Below are 18,870 nucleotides of genomic sequence, written 5' to 3' on the forward strand. Positions count from 1 at the left end.
GATCAAAGGCGCGTGAGACCGTGCGCCCCTCCCGCGACCATGTCGTCGACGACCGCCATCAGCATGTCCTGCATCGCCCGCGCGGCGTGGGTCGGTTGCACGTCGGCCCGGCGAGCCAGGGAAATGGTGCGGCTGAGCTCCGGCGCTTTGAGCCGCACCGAGCGCAGGCCGGGCCGATGGGCCGCCACCAGCGACGGCACCAAGGCCACACCGAGACCGCGCTCGACGAACCGCAGCACGCCCTCCATCTCCGCGCCCTCCACCGCGACCCGCGGCGTCAATCCGGCCTGCCGGAACGCGACGTCGGTTGCCGCGCGCAGGTCGTATCCACGGTGGAACATCACCAGGGGGGAGCTCGCGAGTTCGTCGAGCGTCAACGCACTGCGCACGGTGAGCGGATCGGCGGCGGCCGAGGACACCACGACGAGGTCCTCCCGCAGCAGCGGAGTGACCTCCAGCGCCTCCTCGCCGCGGTCCTCGTTCGAGACGATCAACGCCATGTCGACCAGACCGCCGGTCAACGCGTCGACCAGCGCTCGTGATCCACTCTCGTTCACGTTCAACGCAATTCCCGGGTACGCCGCGAGATAGCGCTCGAGAAGGTCCGCGACGAGACTGACACACAGGCTCGGCGGCGCACCCAGGCGAACCCGGCCGCGCCGCAACCCGGTCAGCTCGGCGATCTCGCGGTACGCGAGCTCCTCGTCCGCGAGCATCCTGGTCGCCAGCGGCAGCAGCACCTCGCCCGCCGCGGTCAGCACGATGTTCCCCCGCGCGCGGTGAAACAGGCTGGCGCCCAGTCTCTTCTCCAGCGCCAGGATCTGTCTGCTCAGGGAGGGTTGGGCCAGGTGCACCTCGCGGGCCGCCTTGGTGAAATGCCCGGTGCGCGCGACGGCGAGGAAGCAGGCGAGCTGCGTCAGGGTCACATGCATACGTCTAGCGCATCGAGACGACAGAAACAATGCATTGGAGTAATCGTCGCCCGCTCCCTAACGTCGCAGTCGTGACTGATTCGGTTTCTGTGATCGGCGGCGGCCTCGCCGGACTCACCGCGGCGATCGCGTGCGCGGAGGCGGGCGCCCGGGTCACCCTCCACGAGGCGCACACCACGCTCGGCGGCCGAGCCCGTGCCACGGCGGGCCCGTATGTCGCCCACGAGGGTGCGCACGTGTTCTACGCGGACGGCCCGCATTGGCAGTGGCTCAAGCGGCGTGGGTTCGTCGCGGGCCTGTGCCTCCCACCGGTCCGCAGCCTCGCACTGCTCGGCTTCCGGTCGGGTGGCAGATTTCGCAGGCGGCCGCCGATGGGGATGCTGCGGGCCCAGCTCACCCCCTGGGCCGCCGCCCCCGTCGACACCGACTTCCATTCCTGGGCCACACGGCGTTTCGGACACGACGCCGCAACAGCGATGGCGAACTCCGTCGGTGTCGCGACCTACGAGGCGGACACCGGGAAGCTCTCGGCGGCCTTCGTGTGGAATCTGTTTCAACGGATCTACGGACCGCGAGTCCCCGGCGTGCGCTACGTGGCCGGCGGATGGCAGGCGGTCACGAACCGGATGGCGGTCCGCGCGCGGGACCTCGGGGTCCGGATCGAACTGGGCTCCCGGGTGGACGCGATCCCCTCCACCCCGACGATCGTCGCGACCGAACTGTCCTCCGCGCGAGGCCTCCTCGACGACTCGACGCTGCACTGGCAGAGCGGGCACTGCGTGATGCTCGACCTCGCCGTGCGCGAGGGACGGCGCGACCTGTTCACCGCCGCCGACCTCGACGAGGGCGGCTTCCACGACTGCTACTCGATGCAGGACCGCTCCGTCGCGCCGCCGGGCGAGTCCCTGTTCCAGATCGACATGCCGGTGCGCGCGGGCGAGTCCGTCGACCAGGCCCGCACCCGCTTGTACCGTTTCGCCGATCTCACGGTTCCGAACTGGCGCGACCGGGCCACCTGGCAACGGACCGCGACGGCGAGGGGCAGGACCGGCGCCGTCGACCTGCCTGGCCAGACCTGGCGCGACCGACCCGGGATCGACCGGGGCTCGGGGGTGTACCTCGTCGGGGACATGGTCGCCGCCCCCGGGATGCGCGGGGAGATCGCGATCAACAGCGCGCTACGCGCGGCCACGTCCGTGGTCGCCGAACTGAAGATGTCGAAGGGGGTGCGCTGATGAGCGCAAGTGTGGTGGTCGTCGGGGCGGGCTACGCCGGGGTGATGGCCGCGAACAGGCTGAAATCACGGAGCGAGGACACGCGAGTGATCGTCGTCAATCCCCGGCCCGCATTCGTCGAACGGATCAGGCTTCATCAGCTCGTCACCGGAAGCTCCGACGCCACAATCCCATTCGAGCGGGTGCTCCACCCCGGGGTGGAGCTGCGGGTGGGGACCGTCGAGCGGATCGATCCGCAGGCCGGTTCGATCGGTTTGGGCGATGGCGAACACCTCGCCTACGACCATCTGATCTATGCGGTCGGCAGCACCGACCGGCGCGACCACATCCCGGGGGCATCCGAACACGCCTTCTCCCTGTCCGAGTTCGAACAGGCGCACCTGCTCCGGCTCCGATTGCGCGCTCTGCCGCGACCGCTCGCCGTCACCGTGATCGGGGGCGGACTGACCGGCGTCGAGGCTGCGGCCGAGCTCGCCGAGGAGGATCCCGAGATCGCGGTGACCCTGGTGTCCGACTCCCCGGTGGCGCCTGCCCTGCCGCCGCGGACGCGACGCACAATCCTCGCAACGCTGGCCACACTCGGCGTCACGGTGATCGACGGGAACCGGGTGGCCGAAATCGCCGAGGGCAAGGTCACTCTCGCGGACGGACGGATCCTGCAGAGCGATTGCACGGTGCTCGCGACCTCCTTCGCGGTTCCCGACCTGGCCCGCAGGAGCGGACTCGAGGTCGATGCCGATGGCAGGCTGCTGGTCGACGGGACATTGACGAGCCTTGGCACCCCTTCAATCGTCGGCGCCGGTGACGCGGTCGCCGGACCGCCGGACGAACTCGGCCACCTCCGGATGAGCTGCCAGGCCGCCCTCCCGATGGGTGCGCACGCCGCCGACACGGTCCTCGCCCGCCTCGGCGGTACCGAACCGGCACCGCTCTCGCTCGGATTCGTCGGCCAGTGCATCAGCCTCGGGCGGCAGCGCGGCGCCTTCCAGCCGACCCGCGCGGACGACGCACCCGCCTGGCCTGCGGTCACCGGACGCGCGGGGGCGCTCGTGAAGGAGCAGATCTGCGACGCGACGGTGCAGTGGATGGCGAAGCAGGCGACTCGCGGGTCCTACCGGTGGCGTCGCGGTCCGCACTGACGGCCCGTGACCGCTCGATTCGGGTGTGCGGGCGGGGCCGTGTCACGCTTGTCGGGTGCGGATCGAGCGGATTGGTGACGGCGGCGACCCGGCCGACGTGTTGCGCGCCCTCGCGAGCCTGGCCGTCGACCGCGGCACACCCGCGCCCGCGGCGCTGATCGGCGACTGGTTCGGTTCCCTGGCGGTGCTGGCCCCGACCGTGCACACCGCCCCCGTCGGCACGGCGAGCGCCTTCGGCCTCTCGGATCGAGAAACGGACACCGCCCAGGAACCCGGGAACGACCGTCCGGTGATCGGCGGCGGCTGGATCGGCTACCTCTCCTACCCCGACACCCCGGTCGGCGGTGCGACCGCCGCGCTCCCCGCCGCGGCAGGCGGCTGGACGGACTCGGTGTTGCGGCAGGACCGAGACGGCTGCTGGTGGTACGAGAGCCTGACCGACGACCCCTGCCCCACCGCATGGTCGGACGCCATCACCGCGCCCACCGCGCCCGCGCAGCCCTGGCGGATCGAGTGGACCGCGCCCGACCGCGAGTCACACCGCCACGGCGTGCTGCAGTGCCTCGAGGCCATCCGGCAGGGCGAGGTCTACCAGGCCTGCGTGTGCACCCAGTTCCGCGGCCGCGCGGAGGGCGAACCGCTGCATTTCTTCGCCGACGCCGTGGCCGCGACCCGGCCCGCCCGCGCCGCCTTTGTGCAGGGCGAGTGGGGCGCGGTGGCATCGCTGTCCCCCGAACTGTTCCTCTCGCGCCACGGGGACCTGCTCCGCTCGAGCCCGATCAAGGGCACGCTGCCCATCGCCGACGATCCGGATCGCCTGCGCGCCTCCGTCAAGGACGTCGCGGAGAACGTGATGATCGTCGACCTGGTGCGCAACGACCTCGGCCGGATCGCGGTACCCGGATCGGTCACGGTCACCGACCTGCTCGGCGTCTACCCCGCCCCTGGGGTCTGGCACCTGGTCTCCACCGTCGCCGCCACCGCCGCGCCCGGCACCACCACCGCGGACCTGCTGGAGGCCGCCTTTCCGCCCGCCTCGGTCACCGGCTGCCCGAAACACCGCGCCCGCCAGTTGCTCTCGCACTGGGAGCCCGACCATCGCGGGGTGTACTGCGGCGCAGTCGGGTTCGCGTCCCCACTCGCGGGCACCGAACTGAACGTGGCGATCCGCACCGTCGAGTTCGACCCGGACGGAAACACGGTGCTCGGCGTCGGCGGCGGCATCACCATCGACTCCGACCCGGACGCCGAGTGGCAGGAATGCCTGGACAAGGCGTCGAGCATCATGTCGCTCGGGTAGTCGCCCCTCAGGCCTGCGCGCAGGCCTGCTCCCCCGAGCCGGACAGCTCGAAGTCCGCCGCGCGGTCCGCCGACAGGGGGGCCGTCGACGAACAGATCCGACGGATGATCGACGGCGCGTCGAGCTCCCAGGTCCGCAGCACGCCCTCGCCGTCGCCGGAGAGGGCGGCGTGGGTACCCGGCAGGAAGGCCACCTGCCACCGGCCCGTACCCGCGGTGGTGATCGGCCCGCCGACGTTGTGCATCGACCCCGCGTCGGCGACGTCCCACAGCCGCACCGTGCCGTCGTCGCTGCCGCTGATCACGTGGCGGCCGTCGGGGTCGAACGACACCGAGTAGACGGTGCCGGTGTGTCCACGCAGCGGCGAACCCCTCATGGTGAGGGTTCCATCGCCTGCCCGATCCCACAGCACGACCGACTGCTCGTCACCCCCGGTCGCCAACATGGTCCCGTCCGGGCTGAACGAGATCGAGTTGATCCCGTCCGCCTGACCGCCGTCCGGGACCACGATCTCGCGCGGGCTCGCCGCGTCCCGCACGTCCCAGACGTGCATCCCGCCGTCCGCGTCGGCCGCCACCAGGTTGCGCCCGTCCGGGCTGAAGGCCACCGTGCGAACGAGATTGGTCGGACCGCCGAGCGGTTCACCCCACGGCACCGGCCGTTCCGGATCCGCCAGATTCCACAGCCGGACGCTGACGTCGTCCGCACCGATGGCGAGGGTCGACCCGTCCGGACTGAAGGCCAGCTCCCAGGTGAACCTGGTCTGCGTCAGGATCGGTCCGCCGAGGGCACGTGGGTGGGCCGGGTCGTGCACATCCCAGAGCTGCACCTGCCCGCCCGAGGTCGGTGCCGTCGCCATCGTGCCGCCGTCCGGTGACAACGCCACCACGTGGGCTCCGCCGAACGGGCGCGGCAGCGCGAGCGCACCCGCAAGGGACAACCGTCGATCCGCCGCGGCCCGCCACAGCCGGATCACCGAGTCGTATCCACCCGTCGCAATCAACGATCCGTCGCGGCTGGCCGCGGGCTGGGTGAGCGCCGACGCCGAGACGTGGATCGCCGTCGTCGGCAGGGTCCACACCCGGACCGTCGAGTCCTGTCCGCCGGTGACGATGGCGCCGCTGCCGGGCACCAGGGCGAGCGCCGGGACTCCGCCGCCGTTGCCCGTCAGGGCGGGACGCAGCTCGCGCAGGCTCCGGGAGGCGGGGTCGAGGGACCACGTCTTCACCGTGCCGTCCCACGAGGCGCTCACCAGGGTCGCGCCGTCCGATGCGAAGGCGATAGTCCACACCCCACCGGTGTGGGCCTGGACCGGGGCCCCGATCTCGCCGACCGCCCGCACGTCGGTGGTGTCGAAGACCCGGAGCACCCCGTCATCGCTGCTGGCGGCCAGGGTCCGCCCGTCGGGCGCGAACGCCACCGAGTGCACCACGTCGCCGAATCCGGTCAGCACCGACGGCAACGGGACGGGCGCGACGCCGCCGCCGACCCCGGCGATGTCCCACAACCGGACGCTGCGGTCATCGCTCGCCGTCGCCAGCACCGCCGAGTCCCCGCGAAAGGACACCGTCCGGACCGCGCCCTGATGGGCGGGCAGCACCGTGGACCCGAAGTGACCCGAGAACGGCTCCGAGGTGTCGAACATCGTCACCGTGCCGTCGTCGTTCGGCACCGCCAGGATCCGCCCGTCGGGGCTGAACCGGAGGTTGTGGACCGCCCTGGTCCCCACCTTGGTCCCGTCGAGCAGCGGCCGCGGCGCCGACCGGTCGGTGATGTCCCAGATGAACACGAGGCCGTCGCCGCTGCCCGCGGCCAGGATCCGCCCGTCCGGGCTGAAGGACACCGACGCCATGTACTTCTCGGCCCCGCCGAGCGGGCCCCCGATCGGTCGCGGGTCGGTGCGATCGGTGAGGTCCCACAGGCGAACGGTGCGGTCGTCGCTGGCGGAGGCGATCGTCGAGCCGTCGCGCGAGACCGCCACCCCGTAGACCGGGCCCTGATGGCCGGTCAGGACGCGGCCAACCGGGGTCGATTCGGTCGCGATCAGGCGCGAGTACGCGGCGTCGTTGCCCGGATTCATCTGCCACGCCTCGATCGCCAGCCGCGCGGAGGTCGTCGGGTCGGAATCCCGCAGCGAGTCCGTCAGCGCGATCAACTGGCGGAACTGCGCGGCCGAGCGCTCCGACTCGGCGCGCTGCTTCGCCGTCCAGGCCATCGACACCGCGACCAACGCGATCACCGTGGACACCACCAGCGCCGCCATCACGGCCCGCTGGATCCAGGTGTCCCGGCGCACGTGCCCGGTCGACGTGGCGAGGAACTCCGAGGCGATCGGGGTCAGGGACGCGGCGACCTTCGTCGCGCCGAGCCCCTCGACGGCGACCCGCGACGCGTCGTGCTCGGCGACCATGTCGAGGCGGCCGCGCTGATAGAGCAGGCTGTTGTTGCGGTCCGCCTGCTCCCAGTTCGTGGCGTCCGCCTCGATCTGCTGACGCAGCGCGGTGTACGAGCGGTCCTCCTGGATCCACTGTTTCAGCCGCGGCCAGGCATCGATCACCGCGTCGTGGATGAGCTCCACGCTCTCGGTGTCCGCGACCAGGACGCGGGCCGCGATGAACTGGTCGACCACCTGCCTGCCGGTCGCCGCGTCCTCGCCCGCGAAGGCCAGCAACTGCGGCAGCGTGCGCCGGATCTTCACGTCGGTGCCGGTGTCCGTGACGTACACCAGGTGCACCAGCATCGCCCTGGCGAGCACCCGGCCCCGCTCGTCCAACGCCGCCCAGGTTCGCTCGGCCGTCGCCGCGACAGATCCACGCACACCGCCGGTGGCGCGGTAGCTCGCCACGGTGAGCACCCCGCCGCGCCTGCGCTCCCACATAGTGTCGAGCAGGTGCGAGAGCAGCGGCAGGACCGTGCCCGCGCCCTCGTCCGAGGTGAGCACCCCGAGATCGTGCAGGATGAGGTCGACCAGCCCCGCCTCGAGTTTGAGACCGATCATCCGGGCGGGCTGGGTGATCACCTCCACCATGTCCTCCCGCGTCAGCGGCGCGAGGACCTTGCTGTGGCGTTCGAGCGCGCGGGCGAGCACCGGCTGGGACAGCGCCTGCCCGTAGAAGTCGGAGCGCATCGTCGCGACGACGACGGGCGCGGCATCGGGCGTCTCCTCCGCACCGACCGTCGTCGCGGCGAGATCGAGAAGGGTGAGGAAGCGGTCGCGCTCCTCGGGATCATCGCACTGGGTGAACAGCTCCTCGATCTGGTCGACGACGATCAGCAGCGGGTTCGAATCCAGCCGGGCGGCGGCCGCGCGGACGGCCCTGCGCACGATCTCCGGCCGGGGATCGCCGACCGCCTCCCGCAGCTCAGGGAGGGCCTCGCCCAGCGCCTGCAGCGGACGCGGTCCCGGGGTGAGCACCACCGGTCGGACGTGCGCGCCGGATCCCTGGCCCGCCAGTTCCGCGACGAGACCCGCCTGGACGAACGACGACTTCCCCACCCCCGAGGCACCGGTCACGATGACCAGCCCGTGCCCGTGTGCGGAGGTGACCGTGTCGACCAGTCCGGGCAGGCTGGCACCGCGGCCGAAGAACATCCGCGCGTCCTCGGCCCGGTACGGCTCGAGCCCGCGATAGGGCCGAACCCCGGTCACCGGAGCGGGCGCCACCTGATCGGCCGTCTCGCCGCGGCCGCGCGTGGCGTTCGTGTCGCGGGCACTCGACCACCACGCCAGCCACTGCTTCATCGAGTACAGGCCGGGCACCGGCGGCTGGGTGCCGTGCAGCGCCTGGGCCGCGCGGATGAGGACCACCAGAACCGGGCGGACGGAGTCGAACGTCGCGGGGACGCGTTTGCCCGATCGCCAGTCGCTCAGTCGCTGGACCGAGACCTGCCGATCCGTGCCGATGGTCCGGCCGACCGCCGACGCCTCGGACACGACCTTCTTCAGGGCGGGCCCGCCAGCCGTCGCGAACAGCAGGCGCAGCTGATCCGCGAAGTGCAGGCGCGCCTGTGCGTCCGGGTCGCTCGGTTGGCTGCCTTCCTGCTCGTCGGGGGCGCTCCGCCGGCTCCGCGCCTGTGCATCCGCACCGTCCACCGCATCGGCCGAATCGCCACCGGACATCGTCGATCACCCCAGTTCCTGCCGTGGAAAATCCGCTGCGGAAAAGTTCCTCACCCACTGCGAACTGGGACGATACCCGGATAGCGGGACACGCGGTTTGGTTGGGTCCCACTCGCCGACCAGAGTTGATCTCGACGCACGGGGGGCCCTGCATCACCGCGCCACACCGGCGGGAACTGTCAGCCCGAGGGGGGGTTGTTCCCGCCGGTGTGCACGTGGCCGACCACACACGACGGAGTGACCATGAGCAGAATCGCCGCCAAGATCGCGTCCACGGTTCCACCGACCCTCGCCGCAGCACTCGTCCTCGCCGCCGCGGTCGGCCTCATCATGTTGATGGGCGCACCGCCGAACTGACGCTCCGGCGCTGCCGGACCCACTCAGCCCTGTCGGGCCGCCAGCACCGCCTCGTAGACCTCACGCTTGGACACCCCGGCGGTCGCGACCATCGCGCACGCGTCCTTGAGACGCGCTCCGCCCTCCACGAGCCGCTCCACCTCCCCGACCAGATCCTCGGGCTCCGCGGCGACGAGACGCGCGGCCTCCAGCACGACGGTGATCTCCCCGCGCGCCCCCTCGATCGCCCACTGCGCCAGCTCGGCAAGGGTGCCGCGGCGCACCTCCTCGTAGGTCTTGGTCAGCTCCCGGCACACCGCCGCGCGGCGGTCGCCGCCGAGCACCTCGACCGCGTCGTCAAGGCAGGCGGCCAACCGGTGCGGCGCCTCGAAGAACACGCACGCCCGCTGCTCGGTGCGCAGCGACTCCAGCCAGGTGCGGCGCTGCCCCTGCTTGCGCGGCGGGAACCCGTCGAAGCAGAAGCGCTCGACCGGCAGCCCGGACAGCGCCAGCGCGGTCGTCACGGCCGAGGGACCCGGCAGGCAGGTCACCGGCAGGTCCTTCTCCACGCACGCCGCCACCAACCGGTAGCCGGGATCGCTGACCGACGGCATGCCTGCGTCCGTCACCAGCAGCACGGTCTTGCCCTCGGCGACATCGGCGACCAACGCCGGCAGCCGGGTCGTCTCCACCTGGTCGTAGAAACTGACCACCTTGCCGGTGATCACCACCCCGAGCGCGGCCGCCAGGTGCTTGGTGCGGCGGGTGTCCTCCGCCGCGACGACGTCCGCGGTTGCGAGGGCCTCCTTGAGGCGTTCGGAGGCGTCACGGACCTCACCCATCGGTGTCGCGGCTAGGACAAGACGACCGTTCATGTCACACAGCCTACGATCGAGCACGTGACCCAGTTGACCGACGAGCGCGCGACGCCCGCAGTCGACACCCTGATCGTCAGCCCGGCGCCGACCGCGCCCACCCTCGACCCCGGTCCGACCGACCGGATGCGTGGCTGGGCGGTCACCATCTTCCTCACCACCCTTGCGGCGATCACCCGCTTCGTCATGCTCGGCTACCCCACCGACGCAGGCACCCCGGTGTTCGACGAGAAGCACTATGCGCCCCAGGGCTGGCAGGTCCTCACCGGCGGAGGGCTCGAGGACAACCCCGGCTACGGCCTCGTGGTGCACCCGCCGATCGGCAAGCAGCTGATCGCCGTCGGCGAGGCGATCTTCGGCTACAACGGCTGGGGCTGGCGGTTCGCGTCCGCGGTCGCGGGCACCATCCTGGTGCTGCTGGTGGTGCGGATCGTCCGCCGGATGGCCCGCTCCACCCTCGTCGGTGCGATCGCCGGGCTGCTGCTCATCGCCGACGGCGTCACGTTCGTGTCCTCGCGGATCGGGATGCTGGACATCTTCATGGCCGTGTTCGTGGTCGCGGCGTTCGGCTGCCTGGTGGTCGACCGGGACGAGGTGCGCGAACGGATGGCCCTGGTGTGGGTCGAGGGCCGGATCCACGACTCCCTCTACGGGCCGCGCCTCGGGGTGCGCTGGTGGCGGTTCGGCGCGGGCGTGCTGCTCGGACTGGCGTGCGGCACCAAGTGGTCGGGCGTGTACTTCATCGTCTTCTTCGGACTCCTCAGCGTCGCGTTCGACGTTGCCGCCCGGCGCGCCTACGGCGTCAGCCGACCGTGGATCGGCGCCGGGCTGCGCGATGTGGGACCTGCGCTCTACGCCCTCGTGGTGATCCCGGTGCTGGTGTACCTGGCGAGCTACTGGTCGTGGTTCGCCTCGGAGACCGGCGTCGACCGGAACGCCGTCGGCACCAAGGTGGGCACCGACGGACAGTTCGCGTTCGTCCCCGACGCACTGCGCTCGCTCTGGTACTACAGCGGGAACGTGCTCGAATTCCATTCGGGGCTGACCAATTCCGCGGGCAACCATCATCCGTGGGAGTCGAAGCCGTGGTCGTGGCCGATGGGGCTGCGCCCGATGCTGTACTACTTCGCCGACGGCGAGCAGATCTCCGGGTGCGGCGCGTCGAGCTGCGTCAAGGCGGTCATGCTCATCGGAACCCCGGCGATCTGGTGGCTGGCGCTGCCCATGCTCGCCTGGGCGCTGTGGCGCACGGTGGTGTCCAAGGACTGGCGGTACGCGGCCGTGCTCACCGGCTACGGCGCCGGACTGCTGCCGTGGTTCGTCACCATGGACCGACAGATGTACTTCTTCTACGCCGTCGCCCTCGCCCCCTTCCTCGTGATGGGACTGGCGCTCGCGCTCGGCGAGATCATCGGCCGGGCCAGGGCCTCGGCGGAACGACGCGGCACGGGCCTGCTGGCGGTCTGCCTCTACCTCGGCCTGGTGATCGCGAACTTCATCTGGCTCTGGCCGGTCCTCACCGCGATCCCGATCACGCCGGAGGCCTGGCAGCAGCAACTGTGGCTGCCGAGCTGGCGCTGACCCCGGACTTCGGGCCGCGCTCGATCAATCCAATCAAGCATGCTTGATTGTTTTTCCGTTCGCGCCTACAGTCGCCTCCCAAGGGGCCGAATGTGACCCCAGTCACCAACCTCGTGGGCGCCCAGCCGTTCGGGTGGCGCGTCCACTCGACGTCCCGTGGAGGCCACGTATGCAACCCGATCTGTCCGGTCTGACCGCGCTCGAGGTCAACCTGGCCACCCGCACCTCGCTGGGTGACGCCCTCACCCGGTCGGCGCGAATGTTCGGCTCCCGCACCGCGATCGCCGACCGCGGCCGGTCGATCACCTACCGCGAACTCGATGCCGCCGCGGAGTCCGTCGGACGTTCGCTCCTCGAGTCGGGCCTGTCCCACCAGCAACCGGTCGCGATGCTGATGGGCAATTCGTGGCAGTTCGTCGCGACCTACTTCGCCTGCGCCAAGGCGGGACTGGTGGCGATGCCGGTGAACGTCGTGCTCGCACCCGAGGACATCGCCTGGATCCTGAACGACTCGGGCACCACCACCGTGGTCGCCGACGCCGTCTTCGCCCCGCTGCTCGAGAAGATCCTGCCCGGGCTGACCGGGGTGAAGTCCGTGATCCTCGTCGGCGCCGAACCCGCCGCGTCCACGGGCGGGGTGCCGACGCGACCGCTAGCGACTGCTTGCAGGTCGCTCGAAAGTCACTGCTGGGAGGACCTCGCGCTCCGCGAACCGGCCGGTCCCCTCGAGGTGCTCGTCGAGGACCGCGACGCGGCACAGTGCCTGTACACCTCCGGCACCACCTCCCGCCCCAAGGGCGTCCTCGCCAGCCACACCGCGGTCTTCGTGGCGGGCCTGACCAACGCATTGATGCAGGGCGCGACGTGGGGTGGTGAGCACGCGACCCTGGTCAACGTGCTGCCGATGTTCCACACCACGGGCCTGAACACGCTGGTCCTGCCGACCCTGATGATCGGCGGCACGGTCGTGCTGCCCGGACCGTTCGACCCGGGCGCTGTGCTAGACGCGATCGAGGCCCACCGGGCGACGCACGTGATGTTCCTGCCGATCATGTACCGCGCGCTGGTGGGCACGCAGGCCGCCGCGGCGCGGGACCTCTCCTCGGTCCGGCTGTGCATCTACGCGATGGCTCCCATGCCCGACACCCTCCTCGACCAGGTCGACGAGGCGTTCCCGAACGCCTCGGTGATCCTCGGCTCCGGTCAGACCGAGGTGGTGCCGGCGACCGTGCTGCAGTGGCCCGAGCACCGCCACACCAAGGCGAACTCGTGGGGCCCGCCGGTCCCGACCGTCGAGGTGCAGATCATGGACAACGACGGCACGCTGCTGCCTGCCGGCGAGAGCGGCGAGATCGTCTACCGGGGACCGCATGTCAGCAGCGGCTACTGGAACAACGCGGACGCGAACCGGGCGGCCTTCGCGCACGGCTGGTTCCACAGTGGCGATGTCGGCCACCTCGACGAGGACGGGGTCGTCTGGTTCACCGATCGACTCAAGGACATCATCAAGAGCGGCGGCGAGAACGTCTCGTCCGTGGAGGTCGAGCGGGTCGTCTCCGCGGCGCCGGGGGTCCAGGAGTGCTCCGTCGTCGGCCTGCCGGACGAGCGCTGGGGCGAGGCGGTGTGCGCCGTGGTCGTCGCCGCCGACGCCACGACCGCACCCACCGAACTCGAAGCCCAGGTGATCGCCCACGCCAAGCAGCACCTGGCCGGCTTCAAGGTGCCCAAGCGGGTGATCGTCGTCGACGAGTTGCCCAAGACGGCAACCGGCAAGGCCCGCAAGCACGAACTCAGGGCCGGCCTGAGCCACTGACGCACCGATGCGACGGAAACCCCTGCTGTTCCAGGGTTTCCGTCGCATCACACCGTGGAGCCGTTACTGGCCGAACTGCTCGGCCCACGTCGGGGGCGCGGCATCAGCCGCCGCTCCCGCTTCGCCTCCAGAATCATCGGATCGTGGCACAGGTCCCGGTAGAGCGAGACGCACAGGCCGATCATCACCACGACGAACGGCGCCGCCGCGATGATCGTCATCGTCTGCAGACCGTGGAGCGCATCCTCGCCACCTGTCCACAGCAGCAGCGCCGCGACACCACCGGTGGCCAGGCCCCAGAAGATCACCACCCAGCGACTGGGGTCGAGGGTGCCGCGCTGCGACAGCGTTCCCATCACCATCGAGGCGGCGTCGGCGCCGGAGACGAAGAAGATGGAGACCAGGAGCATCACCAGGACGGTCGAGACGCCCGCCAGCGGCAGATTGTCCAGCATGCCGAAGAGCTGGGATTCGGAGCTGCCACGGCCCGCCAGGTCGACACCGCTGCGCTGCTCACCGATCGCCGCGCCTCCGAACACCGAGAACCAGAACAGGCTGACGATGCTCGGGACCAGGATCACGCCGATGACGAACTCGCGGATGGTGCGGCCGCGGCTGATGCGGGCCAGGAACATGCCGACGAACGGGGTCCACGAGATCCACCACGCCCAGTAGAAGATCGTCCACGAGGACAGCCACTCGGCGGTCTCCGGATTGCTCGATGCCGCTGTGCGGGCGGACATCTCCGCGATCTCGGCGGCGTAGGCGCCGAGGGCGGTCGGGATCAGGTTGAGGATCAGCACCGTCGGCCCGAGCACGAACACGAACAGCGCGAGCACCAGCGCCAGCACCATGTTGATGTTCGACAGCCACTGGATGCCCTTGGCCACCCCCGAGACCGCGGACGCGACGAACACCAGCGTCAGCACGGCGACGATGGAGACCAGCAGCAGCGTGCCCGCCTCCTCCATCCAGCCCGCGACCTCGAAGCCCGAGCCGATCTGCAGCGCGCCCAACCCGAGCGAAGCGGCGGTGCCGAACATCGTCGCGAAGATCGCCAGGATGTCGATGACCTTGCCGATCGGGCCCTCCGCGCGGCGCCCGAGCAGCGCGACGAACGCGGAGCTGAAGAGCTGTTTGCGGCCGCGTCGATAGGTGCCGTAGGCGAGCGCCAACCCCACCACCGCGTAGGTGGACCAGGGATGCAGACTCCAATGGAACATCGTGGTCGCCATCGCGGTGCCGACGCCGCCGTCGGTGCCCGGCGGCGGGTTCACGAAATGCGCGAGCGGCTCGGCGACACCGAAGTACATGAGCCCGATGCCCATTCCCGCGCTGAACATCATGGCGATCCAGCTGACCGTGTTGAACTCCGGCTTCTCGCCGTCCTTGCCGAGCGGGATCCGGCCGTACTTGCTCAGTGCCAGCCACAGTGCGAACAACACGAATCCGGTGGCGGCGAGGATGAACAGCCAGCCCAGATTGGTGACCAGCCAGTCGAGCACGGAGCCCGTGACGGAGTCGAGGCTGTTCGGAGCCACCAGGCCCCAGAGCACGATCGCGGCGACGATCGCGGCCGTGACCCCGAATACCACATGGTCGGTCCGGACACCGGTCGTGCGCGTCAGGACGTGACCGATGATCTCGTCGTCGGTGCGGTCGGAATCCTGCTCGGATAGATCGGAATTCGACGCCATGTGCTCCTACGTTGCTTGCCCTGTCCGGCAAAAGCAAGCGCGACAGGCGTGGAACGGCGACCTACCCGAGCGGCTCCGCCCCCGCTACGACCTGGACCGAGCCGACGACCTACCGCCGAGAATCCCGTCGACGCTGAATCGTCCGGCCCCGGTCGCGGCGATCAGCAGCGATCCCACCCCGAGCGCCAGAACCAGCTCGTATCCGCCTTCGCTGACGAAGATGCCCTTGTCCCAGTGCACGATCGCGAACGCGCCGACCATGTTGAGGAACAACAGGATCCCGGCGATCGGCGTGGCGACCCCCGCGATGAGGGCGAAGCCGCCAACCAGTTCGATGGTCGCGGCCACGATCGCGGAGATGTCCGGCACGGGTGCGCCCATGGCCTCGAACGCGACCTGCGTCTTGTCGATTCCCATGGTGAAGAACTTCTGCCAGCCGTGGGCGACGAAGATGACGCCGATGCCGACCCTGGCGATGAGGACGGCGAGGTCGCGGAATGCGGCGGATTTCATGATGGAGTCCTTTTCGGTGTGCGGCGCGGCGGACGGAACGCACCAACTGTGACACACGCATAGTTGAAGCGTCAACCATGTGTCCACGGATCCGCCTCAGGCCCCCCGCAGTGCCGCCTTGAACAACTTCTCGGCGGTCTCGTCGCCGAGGCCGAGCCCTCGGACGGTGGCGACGTAGTCGGTTGCGGCGCGCTGCGCTGCGGCCATCGAGGCGTCTCCGACCGCGGCAACGAAGGACCCCAGCCGCCCCCTCGTCTCGATCGCCCCCAGCTGTTCGAGCTCTCGATACGCCCGGGCCACGGTGTTCGCCGCGAGCCCCAACTCCTCAGCGAGCGCCCGCACAGTCGGCAGCTTGGTGCCCGCGATCAGCTCGCCTCGCCGGACGAGATCGAGGATCTGCAGCCGCAGCTGCTCGTACGGCGCCGTGGACGAGTGTGGGTCGATGTCGATGCGCATGATCGAGGCTAACCCCGCGACGCCGCGGTCAGTCCGCGAACGCCTCCGCAACACCGTCGAACCAGGCCGACTCCTCGACCAGGCTGCGACTGCGCCAGCCCTCGGGCGTGCGGACGAGCTCGTGGTTGTACCAACCGCCGCAGAAGAACTGCCTGTCCTTCTTGACGACCATCGGATTGAAGAACATCGCCCGGACCCGGGCCAGGTCACCGTCGAGATCCACGTCGATGTTCGAGACGAAATGCTGCGTCTGCGCGAAGAGGTCGAGCATCGTGGCCAGCTGCGACACGACGAACTCGAGGTCGCCGCTCGGCCCGCCCGCGGTGGAGTAGTCGATGTGCGCGTCCGGGGTGAACACGGTGCGATAGAGAGCCCAGTCCTTGCTGTCCACCGCGTGCGCGTAGCGGGTGAACAGATCCTGTATCTCGATGCGGTCGGAGATCGTCTGCAGGTCCATGCCGACATACAAACGCACCGGCGCCCGGTCGCGCCGCCGAATGCGACAACGACTGGCGTTCAGGTCGCCGCGGCGCCCGAGCGCCTCGCCGCGAGCGCCGCGGTGACGCGGACCAGATCTCGCGGCGACGACACGTCCAGCCCGGTCAGCGTCGCGAGCTTGCGGAGCCGGTAGAGCACCGTGTTCGGATGGACGTGCAGGGCCGCGGCCGCGGCCGTCCGGTCGTAGCCGGCGTCCACGAACGCCTCGAGGGTGCGCAGGATCGGCTCGTGGGCATCCAACGGGGACAACAGATTCGCCAGCACCGCGTGCGCGGCGCTCGGCCTGGTCAGCTGATACTCGACCGGGACGTCCCGCAGCCGGAAGAGCCCGCTGCGATGCCCGTGGCATCGCGCCACCTCGAGCACCTCACGCGCCTCCTGCAACGCGCCCGGCACCCGGGTGTCCGCCGCGGCGGACACCGCGACGACGACCGCGGCGCCGATCGCCCGCTCGAGATCGAGCAGATTGCGCCGTAGCTGCGCGTACTGCGGGCTGCCCTCCCAGTTGCCCTCGGCGGGATCGGAGTCGACGATGGGGATCAGCGCCGTCCCGCCGCTACTGGTCACCGCGCACAGTGCCTTGTCCCGGCCGACGCTGTCGAGTTCGCGCTGCAGCCGCCGCACCTTGCGTCGCTCGGCCACCGCGGTGTCCACCTCCGCCGCTGATTCGTCGGGGTGCGGGCCGACGTGGATCGCGACCACCCAGTAGAGCCGGGCGAGCGTCAATCCGACCCGATCCGCGGTCCCCGCCGGGTCGGCACCCGCGGACAACGCCATCAGCAGGGCGCGCCTGGCGGCGTCGTCCTCCCCCGCCGGCCCGTGATCCGACCCGTATCCGGCCACGACCGCGGACGTGGCGGCCAGCAGGTAGGTGTGCAGCTGCCGCCCGGCCCGCGCCAGGGCCGGGCCGTCCCCGTCGGTGGCCAGCTCGGAGATCGCCGCCCACCAGTGCTGGATCCCGAGGTGGTACGCGTGCAGGACCTCGGCGAGCGGCACCAGCTCCTCCGCACGGCGGGCTGCCGACTCCCGCAGCTCCGCCACCTCCCCCTGGGTCGGCTCACGCGCGGTCCGCAGCATCGCGATGAACAGCTCCAGGTTCCGCCGCACGATGGCGGTGACGTCGTTGCGGATGGCCTCCTCCGGCAGCGAGCGATAGAAGGGGACTTCGGTCCACACCGCGTGCACCGTCTCCGCGACCAGCGCGTGCGTCCGTTGGGCCAGCTGGTCCGCCAGCGACCGACCGCCGATCGCGATGGGCCCGTCCGGGTCGGTTTTGATTCCTGACACAAAAACCTCCGAATAGTTGATCGCAATCTACAACCCCGACCAGGAGTTTTCCGATCAGTATGTAATCCACGCCACTCTCGGATGCACAAAGGACGCATCGCACGGGGGCGGGATATGAGAGAAGGAGTCTCGGTGACCAACATGATTCGCCGCGCCACCCGGTCGGGAGCCACGGCCGCCGCCACCCTGTGTCTGCTGGCCGCCGCGGCCGCGGGCAACGCGGGCGCCGCGCCGCTGCAACCCGGCGCGATCGACTACGTCGCGCTCGGCGACTCCGCCGCCGCCGGGCCGCTGCTCCCCGACCAGGACATGAGCGCGCCCGGATGCCTACGGTCGCGGGACAACTACCCCGCGGTGGTCGCCGCGGCCCTCGGCGCCACCCTCACCGACGTCACCTGCTCGTCCGCCAGGACGGCTCACATCACCGATACCAGGCAGGGCACCTTCGCCGGAGCCGTGCCCCCGCAGCTCGATGCACTGAGTCCCGACACCGACCTCGTCACGGTCACCATCGGAGCCAACGACTTCAATCTCTTCAGCACCGCCCTCAGCTGCACCAACCCGCTGCCGCAACCGACGGGCACGTCCTGCCGCGACAAGTTCACCGCGGGTGGACGCAACCAGCAGCGGGACCTGATCCGCGACTGGGCACCGACCTGGGGGGCGATGCTCGACAAGGTCCGCGAGCGCGCACCCCACGCGGAGATCGCGGTGGTCGGCTACGGAACCTATCTCCGGCCCGGCGGATGCCCTGCGCAGCAGCCGATCTGGCCGCAGGATGCCGACTACCTGCAGAGCGTGATGGCCGATGCGAACGAGGCCATGTCGGCCGAGGCGGCCAGGCGCGACATCCGATTCATCGACATCAGGCAGGCCACCTCCGGTCACGACATCTGCGCGGCCCCCGACCAGGCCCACTATGCGGGCCTGGTCCCTGCGGAGCCCGCGGTGCCCCTGCACCCGACGGTGCTCGGCATGCAGGCGATCGGCGCACAGGTCGCCGACGAGCTGCGCTGAGCACCTCACCACACCGCACCGCACCGCCTGCGGCAGTGCACCTTCCGTCCTCCCCTCACCGAACCAGCGAG

At 70.5% G+C, this 18,870-nt stretch carries 14 protein-coding genes; 6 read left to right on the top strand and 8 right to left on the bottom strand.

The genetic code is table 11. The annotated features are described in order from the left end of the window. Positions 1-2: 2 nt before the first annotated feature. Positions 3-932 (bottom strand): LysR family transcriptional regulator, encoded by a 930-nt coding sequence (locus BR31_RS0111690; protein ID WP_027501125.1) that lies wholly within the window; start codon positions 930-932, stop codon positions 3-5. A gap of 71 nt (positions 933-1,003) precedes the next feature. On the opposite strand from BR31_RS0111690, the gene BR31_RS0111695 reads away from it, so the two are divergent. Genes BR31_RS0111695 through BR31_RS0111705 form a run of 3 tightly spaced genes read left to right on the top strand, consistent with a single transcriptional unit; the run spans position 1,004 to position 4,606 of the window. Further along, positions 1,004-2,167 carry an FAD-dependent oxidoreductase gene (locus tag BR31_RS0111695; protein WP_027501126.1) on the top strand — a complete coding sequence of 388 codons (1,164 nt, stop codon included), beginning with the start codon at positions 1,004-1,006 and terminating at the stop codon, positions 2,165-2,167. Then, the gene (locus BR31_RS0111700) at positions 2,167-3,306 is read left to right on the top strand and encodes an NAD(P)/FAD-dependent oxidoreductase (RefSeq protein ID WP_027501127.1); all 1,140 of its coding nucleotides are present in this window, start codon (positions 2,167-2,169) and stop codon (positions 3,304-3,306) included. The genes BR31_RS0111695 and BR31_RS0111700 overlap by 1 nt, the downstream gene beginning before the upstream one ends. 55 nt (positions 3,307-3,361) lie before the next feature. After that, positions 3,362-4,606 carry an aminodeoxychorismate synthase component I gene (locus tag BR31_RS0111705; protein WP_027501128.1) on the top strand — a complete coding sequence of 415 codons (1,245 nt, stop codon included), beginning with the start codon at positions 3,362-3,364 and terminating at the stop codon, positions 4,604-4,606. Between the two features lie 7 nt (positions 4,607-4,613). On the opposite strand, the gene BR31_RS0111710 is transcribed toward BR31_RS0111705, so the two are convergent. Together BR31_RS0111710 and rsmI are read right to left on the bottom strand one after the other, a co-directional pair. Continuing rightward, positions 4,614-8,726: an nSTAND1 domain-containing NTPase gene (locus tag BR31_RS0111710; RefSeq protein ID WP_081830424.1), complete on the bottom strand. Its 4,113-nt coding sequence runs from the start codon at positions 8,724-8,726 to the stop codon at positions 4,614-4,616. Between the two features lie 380 nt (positions 8,727-9,106). Then, on the bottom strand, positions 9,107-9,937 hold the full coding sequence (gene rsmI / locus BR31_RS0111720) for a 16S rRNA (cytidine(1402)-2'-O)-methyltransferase (protein WP_027501130.1): 831 nt from the start codon (positions 9,935-9,937) through the stop codon (positions 9,107-9,109). A gap of 72 nt (positions 9,938-10,009) precedes the next feature. Between rsmI and BR31_RS0111725 the strand changes: the two genes are divergently transcribed. Both BR31_RS0111725 and BR31_RS0111730 read left to right on the top strand, forming a co-directional pair. After that, positions 10,010-11,518, top strand: coding sequence for a dolichyl-phosphate-mannose--protein mannosyltransferase (locus tag BR31_RS0111725; protein ID WP_051637331.1), 1,509 nt, complete (start codon positions 10,010-10,012; stop codon positions 11,516-11,518). Positions 11,519-11,687: 169 nt separating this feature from the next. Next, positions 11,688-13,331, top strand: coding sequence for an AMP-binding protein (locus BR31_RS0111730; RefSeq protein WP_027501132.1), 1,644 nt, complete (start codon positions 11,688-11,690; stop codon positions 13,329-13,331). Positions 13,332-13,378: 47 nt separating this feature from the next. Here BR31_RS0111730 and BR31_RS0111735 read toward each other — a convergent pair whose 3' ends face one another. From BR31_RS0111735 to BR31_RS0111755, 5 genes are all read right to left on the bottom strand, one after another. After that, complete coding sequence (locus tag BR31_RS0111735; protein WP_027501133.1) at positions 13,379-15,028, bottom strand: BCCT family transporter; 1,650 nt, start codon at positions 15,026-15,028, stop codon at positions 13,379-13,381. An 84-nt stretch (positions 15,029-15,112) separates the two neighbouring features. After that, positions 15,113-15,541 carry a DoxX family protein gene (locus tag BR31_RS0111740; RefSeq protein WP_027501134.1) on the bottom strand — a complete coding sequence of 143 codons (429 nt, stop codon included), beginning with the start codon at positions 15,539-15,541 and terminating at the stop codon, positions 15,113-15,115. Between the two features lie 96 nt (positions 15,542-15,637). After that, a complete protein-coding gene (locus BR31_RS0111745) occupies positions 15,638-15,997 on the bottom strand; it encodes a GntR family transcriptional regulator (RefSeq protein WP_027501135.1) in 360 nt (119 codons plus the stop codon). 28 nt (positions 15,998-16,025) lie between these two features. After that, positions 16,026-16,454 (bottom strand): nuclear transport factor 2 family protein, encoded by a 429-nt coding sequence (locus BR31_RS0111750; RefSeq protein ID WP_027501136.1) that lies wholly within the window; start codon positions 16,452-16,454, stop codon positions 16,026-16,028. A 59-nt stretch (positions 16,455-16,513) separates the two neighbouring features. Then, a complete protein-coding gene (locus BR31_RS0111755; protein ID WP_037176341.1) occupies positions 16,514-17,782 on the bottom strand; it encodes a PucR family transcriptional regulator in 1,269 nt (422 codons plus the stop codon). 141 nt (positions 17,783-17,923) lie between these two features. Here BR31_RS0111755 and BR31_RS0111760 point away from each other — a divergent pair, with 141 nt between their 5' ends. Next, entirely contained in the window at positions 17,924-18,799 is an 876-nt protein-coding gene (locus tag BR31_RS0111760; protein WP_081830431.1) for an SGNH/GDSL hydrolase family protein, read from the top strand. The last annotated feature ends 71 nt before the right edge of the window (positions 18,800-18,870 follow it).

Origin of the sequence: Rhodococcus sp. UNC363MFTsu5.1, assembly GCF_000686785.1 — a bacterium.
Taxonomy (GTDB): Bacteria; Actinomycetota; Actinomycetes; order Mycobacteriales; family Mycobacteriaceae; genus Rhodococcus_G; species Rhodococcus_G maanshanensis.

Bases quoted from the DNA above. Each gene is read 5' to 3' on its own strand.
- BR31_RS0111745 (WP_027501135.1), bottom strand. From the start codon at position 15,997: ATGCGCATCGACATCGACCCACACTCGTCCACGGCGCCGTACGAGCAG.
- BR31_RS0111710 (WP_081830424.1), bottom strand. From the start codon at position 8,726: ATGTCCGGTGGCGATTCGGCCGATGCGGTGGACGGTGCGGATGCACAG.
- BR31_RS0111700 (WP_027501127.1), top strand. From the start codon at position 2,167: ATGAGCGCAAGTGTGGTGGTCGTCGGGGCGGGCTACGCCGGGGTGATG.
- rsmI (WP_027501130.1), bottom strand. From the start codon at position 9,937: ATGAACGGTCGTCTTGTCCTAGCCGCGACACCGATGGGTGAGGTCCGT.
- BR31_RS0111690 (WP_027501125.1), bottom strand. From the start codon at position 932: ATGCATGTGACCCTGACGCAGCTCGCCTGCTTCCTCGCCGTCGCGCGC.
- BR31_RS0111760 (WP_081830431.1), top strand. From the start codon at position 17,924: ATGATTCGCCGCGCCACCCGGTCGGGAGCCACGGCCGCCGCCACCCTG.
- BR31_RS0111750 (WP_027501136.1), bottom strand. From the start codon at position 16,454: ATGGACCTGCAGACGATCTCCGACCGCATCGAGATACAGGATCTGTTC.
- BR31_RS0111735 (WP_027501133.1), bottom strand. From the start codon at position 15,028: ATGGCGTCGAATTCCGATCTATCCGAGCAGGATTCCGACCGCACCGAC.
- BR31_RS0111730 (WP_027501132.1), top strand. From the start codon at position 11,688: ATGCAACCCGATCTGTCCGGTCTGACCGCGCTCGAGGTCAACCTGGCC.
- BR31_RS0111740 (WP_027501134.1), bottom strand. From the start codon at position 15,541: ATGAAATCCGCCGCATTCCGCGACCTCGCCGTCCTCATCGCCAGGGTC.